This window comes from Kitasatospora sp. NPDC093806, from assembly GCF_040683335.1.
Lineage (GTDB): Bacteria > Actinomycetota > Actinomycetes > Streptomycetales > Streptomycetaceae > Kitasatospora.
In genome coordinates this window covers 23926-31211 of sequence record NZ_JBFBDO010000096.1, presented here as the reverse complement: position 1 = coordinate 31211, position 7286 = coordinate 23926, and the positions used below count along the sequence as shown (strand labels likewise).

Sequence of the window (7286 nt, the reverse complement as noted above, 5' to 3'; positions counted from 1 at the left end):
CAGCCGGCCCCCCGCACCGGCCCCGGCAGCGCCCCCGCCGGCCCCGGCGACCGGCCCGAGGGCAGCCTCTTCGACGTGGTGAAGGTGGCCATCGCCATCCTGGACACCGCCGGCCGGGTGGTGCTCTGGAGCCCGGCGGCCGAGGAACTGCTCGGCTGGCCCAACGAGCTGCTGGTCGGCCGCCGGATCGACGAGCTGATCCCGGATGAGGACCAGGTGGCCCGGATCCGCGCCGCGATCCAGGACACCCTGCGGCACGGCCGCTGGTCCGGCCCGGCCGAGCTGCGCGACCGGGAGGGCGTGGCGGTCCTGCTCGACGCCCGGATCTCGCTCCTGGTGGACGGCGACGGCACCCCGTTCCTCCAGGTCAACCTGGCCGAGGCGGCGGCCGTCCGGGCGGTCGAGCGCGACCTCGCGGTCCGCGACGCGCTGTTCGAGCAGTCCCCGCTGGGCATCGCGATCCTGGACACCGACCTGCGCTACACCGCCGTCAACCAGACCCTCGCCGACATGAACGGCGTCGCGCTGGAGGACCACGTCGGCCGGACCACCGGCGAGACCCTGCCGGAGCGCGCGGCCGACGAGATCACCACGATCCAGCGCCAGGTGCTGGCCACCGGCGAGCCGGTCATCGACGTCACCCTCGCCTCGCCGGTGACCGCCCGGGCCGGCTACCGCTCGATCTCCTACAGCCGGATGACCGACCGCTCCGGCCGGGTCCTCGGCATCTCCGGCACCGTGATGGACGTGACCGAGCGTTACCGGGCGGTGGCCAAGGTCGAGCACGCCCGGCGCCGCCTCTCGCTCCTCAACGAGTTCGGCTCCCGGGTCGGTGACCTGCTGGACGCCTCGCGGATCGCGCAGGAACTGGCCAGCGCGGTGGTGCCCCGGCTGACCGACCACGCCGCGGTGATCCTGCTCCAGGCCGTCGCGCACGGTGACGACCTGCCCCGGCACGGCCACGACCGCCGGACCTCGCTGCTCCAGCTCGGCACCGCCTCCGTCCAGGACGGCCCCGAGGTGGAGGTGATGCTGCGGCGCGGCGCCCGGATCACCTTCGCCGAGGACTCCGCCTGCGGCCGGGTGCTGCGCACCGGCGTCCCCGAGCTGCTCTCCGGCGCCGAGCAGCTGGGCGACGTCACCTACCCGGGCGACCCGAAGATGCAGGCGGCGCACGACCTGGGCGTGCACTCGGTGCTGGTGGTGCCGCTGCGGGCGCGCGGCATCGTGATCGGCCTGCTGCTGGTCAGCCGGGCCGGCTACCGGGAGGGCTTCGACCGGGACGACCTGGCGTTCACCGTCGAGCTGGCCGACCGGGCCGGCTCCTCACTGGACAACGCCCGCCTCTACGCCCGCGAGCGCACCGCCGCCCTCACCCTCCAGCGCACCCTGCTACCGCAGCAGGTGCCGCAGCCCACCGGCGTCGAGGTCGCCTACCGGTACGTGCCGGGCAGCAGCGGCACCGAGGTCGGCGGCGACTGGTTCGACGTCATCCCGCTGCCCGGCGACCGGACCGCGCTGGTGGTCGGGGACGTGATGGGCCACGGCCTGCGGGCCGCCGCGACGATGGGCCGGCTGCGCACCGCCGTCCGGGTGCTGGCCGCCCTCGACCTGCCGCCGGACGTGCTGCTGCGGCACGTCCACGAGCTGGCCGACGACCTGGCCCAGGGGCCGGACGAGGCGCTGCTCGCCACCTGCGTGTACGCGGTGTTCGACCCGGCGACCGCGACCCTGACCGCCGCCAAGGCCGGCCACATCCCGCCGGTGCTGGTGGTGCCGGGGGAGGAGGCCGACGGGCCGACCCGCACCGGCGGCCCGCTGCCCGGCGGCGCCGGGCGGATCCTGGAGCTGCCCTCCGGCGCCCCGCTCGGGGTCGGCGGCGTCCCGTTCGAGTCGGTCGAACTGAAGATCCCCGAGGGCAGCCTGCTGGCGCTGTGCACCGACGGCCTGGTGGAGTCCCGGGACAAGGACCTCGACGTGGGCCTGGGCCGGCTGCTCACGGTGCTCGAACAGCCCTACGCCTCGATCCAGGCGGCCTGCGAGGCGGTGCTGGACACCATGGAGCAGGGCCGCGAGCCGGACGACGTGGCGCTGCTGCTGGCCCGGCTCGGCCACGGGCAGGCCGGCACCCCGACGGCCGGCTGGACCCTGCCGGCCGAGCCGACCGCCGTCTCCCGGGCCCGCCGGCTGGTCCGTGCGACGCTGGTCGAGTGGGGCGTCGAGGAGCTCACCGACACCGCCGAACTGCTGGTCAGCGAGCTGGTCACGAACGCCGTCCGGTACGCGAGCGCGCCGATCGGGGTGCGGCTGACGCTCGGCGAGACGCTGCTGGTGGAGATCTCCGACCCGCTGCCGGACCCGCCGCGCGAGCGGCACGCCGCCGAGGCCGACGAGGGCGGCCGGGGCCTGGAGCTGGTCCGCCGGCTGGCGCTGCACTGGGGGGCCCGGGCCGAGGGGATGGGCAAGGTCGTCTGGTTCGAACAGGCGCTGCCGGGTACTCGGGGAGTCGGGCCGGACGTCGGATAGCCGCCGGCCGGGACGAGGAGCAGAAGACCGGGCGGACCGTCGGACGGACGCCGTGAAGACCGCGAGGAGAAACGGTGCTGCATATGCCACCTGGAGGCCAGGGGGAGCGCGCGCCCCGGCAGGGGGCGCGAGCGTGGCATTGTGGTGGCGCGGGCGGTAGGACAAAAACCTTCGCCCGATCTGATGTTGTGATGTTGAGGGCGTGTGAACGTACCCCTCGATGATGAATACTCGGTCTTCTCGACATCCGGACGGTCGCGGGTTTGGAGGGGTCGGTCCGTTGAACAGCACCCCGGCGCGTAACGCGCCGAGCAGCAGCGGTCATGCCGCTGTACCCGGGCAGGCCGGCGCCCAACACGTGCCCGCCGCCGCCCACCACCTGTCCGCCCCGGCCCGGGCCGCCCGCCCGGCGCCCGAGGAGCGGCACTGGGGTGCCGGGGATCCGGGCTCGATCTACGACTACATCCGGGTCGCCACCTTCGCGATCGGCCCCGACGGCCGGATCAGCCAGTGGAGCGAGCGCGCCGCCGACTTCTTCGGCGTCCCCGCCGCCGAGGCGGTCGGCGCCGACCCGGTCACCACCTTCGTGCCGCGCGAGCTCTGGCAGCGCGGCCGCACCCGGCTGGAACGGACCCTGGCCGGCGAGGAGTGGGTCGGCACCACCCCGTACCGGGCCGCCGACGGCGGCGAGGGCCTCGCCGAGCTCTACCTGATGCCGGACAGCGCGCTGCCCACCGCCGGCGCCACCTGTCTCGCCGTCGACCTCGGCCGGCTCCGCCGGATCGAGACCGACCTCGCCGCCTCCGAGGCCGTCTTCGGGCAGACCCCGACCGGCTTCATCCTGTTCGACGACCGGCTCCGCCTCCAGCGGGTCAACGACGCCTTCGCCTCCGGGATGGGCCTCGCCCCCACCGACCTGGAGGGCCTCACCCCGCACGACCTGTTCCCCGGCTCCGAGGCCGACCGGCTCACCGCCGCCCTGCGCAAGGTCCTCGCCAGCGGCGAGCCCGTCTTCGACCTGCGCTTCCACGCCGCCGTCCCGACCCGCGAGGGCAACCGGCTCTGGGCCGTCTCGCTCTACCGCCTCAACGGCTCGGCCGGCCAGCCGACCGGGGTGGCCGGCCAGGTCTCCGACGTCACCAGCCGGCACGTCGCCGAGCGCGAGGCCGACGGCGTCCGCCGCAACCTCGCCCTGCTCAACGAGGCCAGCGCCCACATCGGCTCCACCCTCGACCTGGAGACCACCGCCAAGGAACTGCTGGACGTCGTCGTCCCGCCGTTCTGCGACCTCGCCACCGTCGACCTCTACACCGCGCTGCTCTCCGGCGAGACCGTGCCCAGCGCCGGCCGGCTCGGCGACACCGTGCTCACCGACGGCAGCGGCGAACTGCGCCGGGTCGCCGTCTCCAGCGTGGTCGGCGGCGCCTCCTCGGTGCTCGGCTCGGTCACCGGCCTGCCGATCGCCGAGGCCGGCGGCACCCTCTGCTACCCGCGCCGCTCCCCGCACGCCCGGGCGCTGCGCACCGGCCGCAGCGTCGTCCCCGAGCCCGGCCCGGACCCGCTGCTGCGCTCCACCCTGATCGTCCCGCTGGTCGCCCGCGACCAGGTGCTCGGCCTGGTCCAGCTGTCCCGGGCGATCGGCAGCGAGCCCTTCGACGCCCGCGACGTCGCCATCGCCGAGGAACTCGTCGCCCGCGCCGCCGTCTGCATCGACAACGCCCGGCTCTACCGCCGCGAGCACGAGCGCGCGCTGATCCTCCAGCGCAGCCTGCTGCCCCCGGGCAACCCGGTGGCCAGCGGCCTGGAGATCGCCTGCCGCTACCTGCCCAGCAACAACAACACCGAGGTCGGCGGCGACTGGTTCGACGTCATCCCGCTGCCCGGCAACCGCACCGCCCTGGTCATCGGCGACGTCATGGGCCGCGGCCTGCGCGCCGCCGTCGCCATGGGCCAGCTGCGCACCGCCGTCCGCACCCTGGCCATGCTCGACCTCGAACCCGGCGAGGTGCTCGCCGCGCTCGACGAGATCGCCCGCGGCCTCGGCGACGACACCGCGCCGGCCGGCCCGCGTTCCCAGTACGGGCGGCTCACCTCCACCGCCGACGAGGAGGCCCGCGAGGTCTACCTCGCCACCTGCGTCTACGCGGTCTACGACGCCGTCACCCGGCGCTGCACCTTCGCCAACGCCGGCCACCTGCCGCCCGTCCTGCTCGGCCCCGGCGAGCCGGCCCGGATGCTGGACGTCCCGCCCGGGCTGCCGCTCGGCGTCGGCGGCGAGCCCTTCGAGGAGGTCGAGCTGACCCTCCCGGACGGCGCCGTCCTCGGGCTCTACACCGACGGCCTGGTGGAGAGCCGCAAGCACCAGCTGGACGAGGGGCTGCGCGCCTTCCGGGTCGCGCTCTCCGCCGAGGGCAAGGGCCTGGAGGACCTCTGCGACCACGTCCTCGGCGAGCTCAACCCGCACCACGGGGAGGACGACATCGCGCTGCTGATGGCCAAGGTGCACGCCTTCCCGGAGGACGCGGTCGGGCAGTGGTTCCTGCCGCCCGAGCCGACCTCCGTCGCCAAGGCCCGCGAGGCCGCCTGCAGCTGGCTGCTCGCCCGCGGCCTGGACGACCTGGTCGACACCACCGAACTGCTGGTCAGCGAGCTCGTCACGAACGCGCTGCGGCACGGCCGGGGCGAGATCCGGCTGCGGCTGCTGCGCGACCGGACCATGGTCTGCGAGGTCTGGGACGACGGCTACGCCCAGCCCCGGCAGCGGCGCGCCCACGAGACCGACGAGGGCGGGCGCGGGCTCCAGCTGGTCAGCCTGCTCGCCGAACGCTGGGGCAGCCGGCGGACGCCCAAGGGCAAGATCGTCTGGTTCGAGCTGGGGCTGTAGCCAGGGGCGGGGCCTTCCGGGCGTCCACCAAACGGGTGCATCGCCCGGCGGGCCGCCGTGTCGGCGGCTCCCGGCCCGGGGTGGCGGCGTTCGATGGCCGCCATGCGCGCCCGCCTCCCCGTCGCAGCCGCCGGGCTGCTGCTCACCCTCGGTGCCACGGCCGGCTGCCTCGGCGGCCCCGCCCCGGCCCGCACCGCCCAGGCGCCCGCCGCGCCGCCGGTGCCCGCCGTCGTCACCGGCGACGTCCGCCCCGTCGACCGGGCCGCCGTCCGCGACGGCGGCACCCTGCGCTGGGCGGTCGACACCGTCCCGGCCACCCTGAACGTCTACCAGCCCGCCGCCACCGCCGACTCCGCGCTGCTCGCGCACGCCCTCTACCCGGCGCTGTTCCGGCCCGACGCGCACGGCGAGTGGACCGCCGACCCCGACTACCTGACCGCCGCCGAGGCCACCCCGCCCGGGCAGCTGCCCCAGGTGGTCACCTACCGCCTCAACCCGCGCGCTGTCTGGAGCGACGGCACCCCGCTCTCCGCCGCCGACTTCATCGCCCAGCGGGCCGCGCTCTCCGGCCTCGACCCGGCCTACACCGCCGCCCGCCCGGCCGGGTACGCCGCGATCGACTCCATCGTCCAGGGCGCCGACCCGCACGAGGTCCGGGTCACCTTCCGGCAGCCGTACGGCGACTGGCGGGCTCTGTTCGGCCCGCTCTACCCGGCCGCCGAGACCGCCACCGCCGCCGCCTTCAACCGGCCGCTGCCCGGTGGCACCGCCCACCCCACCGCCGGACCCTTCCTGGTCTCCGCGTACGACCCGGCGGACGGGAAGGCCGGCGGGAAGGCCGCTCTGGTCCGCAACCCGTACTGGTGGGGCGAGCCGGCCAAGGCCGACCGGATCGACTTCCTCGCCGTCCCGGCCGAGCGCCGCACCGAGGCGCTGGCCCAGGACCGGCTGGACCTCGCCCCGCTCACCGCCGCCGTCGACCGGGCCACCGGCCCCGCCGCCGAGGAGGTCCGCCGGGCCGAGGCCCTGCCCGGCGTCACCCTGCACCGGGCGGCCGGCGCCGCCCTCACCCAGCTGACCCTCAACGCCGCCCGCGAACCGCTCGGCGACCCGGTGCTGCGCCGCGCCCTCGCCCGGGCCGTCGACCGGCGGCACGCCGCCGACGCCGCGCTCGCCCCGTTCGGCCTGCCCGCCGCGCCGCTCGGCCACCACCTGCTCGCCGGCGACCAGGCCGGCTACCGGGACGACTCCGACGCCCTCGGCACCGCCGACCCGGCCCGGATGCTCGACACCGCGGGCTGGAAGCGCCGGGACGGCGGCACCCGGGCCCGGGGCGGCCGCGAGCTGGCGCTCGCCCTGCTGGTCCCGGCCGGCTCCGCGACCCTCCGGCGGGCGGCCGAGGCGGTGGCCGCCGACCTCGGCGCGATCGGGGTGGCCGTCCGGGTCACCGAGGCCCCGGCGGACACCTTCGTCCGGGACCACCTGGCCGCCGGCGACTACGACCTCGCCCTGTTCTCCTGGCCGGCCGGCCCCGGCCCGGCGGCCGAGCAGCGCCCGGTCTACGCCAAGCCCCGGCCGGGGCCGGACGGCGCCCTGGCGGCCGGTGACAACTACGCCCGGGCCGGCACCGAGGAGATCGACCGGCTCTTCGACCGCGCCGCCGCCGAACCCGACCCGGCCGCCCGCCGGACGCTGCTCCGGGAGGCCGACGTGCGGATCTGGCAGCTGGGCCACTCGGTCCCGCTGTTCCAGCGGCCGGAGCTGCTGGCGGTGCGCTCGGGCGTCCTCGGCGCGGGCGTCTGGGGCTTCGTCCGGCCGCGCTTCCAGGACATCGGCTGGGCAGCCGGCTAGCGGGTCCGGCCGGGGGTCGGGCTGT

The 7286-nt window shown here is 76.4% G+C and carries 3 protein-coding genes; all 3 read left to right on the top strand.

All coding sequences use genetic code 11. The features are described from left to right. The first annotated feature begins 75 nt into the window (after positions 1-75). The 3 genes from AB0N76_RS31365 to AB0N76_RS31355 all read left to right on the top strand — a co-directional run bounded on the left by AB0N76_RS31365 (position 76) and on the right by AB0N76_RS31355 (position 7261). On the top strand, positions 76-2526 hold the full coding sequence (locus AB0N76_RS31365) for a SpoIIE family protein phosphatase (protein ID WP_363562919.1): 2451 nt from the start codon (positions 76-78) through the stop codon (positions 2524-2526). A 451-nt stretch (positions 2527-2977) separates the two neighbouring features. Next, complete coding sequence (locus AB0N76_RS31360; protein ID WP_363562917.1) at positions 2978-5410, top strand: SpoIIE family protein phosphatase; 2433 nt, start codon at positions 2978-2980, stop codon at positions 5408-5410. Positions 5411-5512: 102 nt separating this feature from the next. After that, positions 5513-7261 carry an ABC transporter family substrate-binding protein gene (locus tag AB0N76_RS31355; RefSeq protein ID WP_363562913.1) on the top strand — a complete coding sequence of 583 codons (1749 nt, stop codon included), beginning with the start codon at positions 5513-5515 and terminating at the stop codon, positions 7259-7261. Positions 7262-7286: the final 25 nt, after the last annotated feature.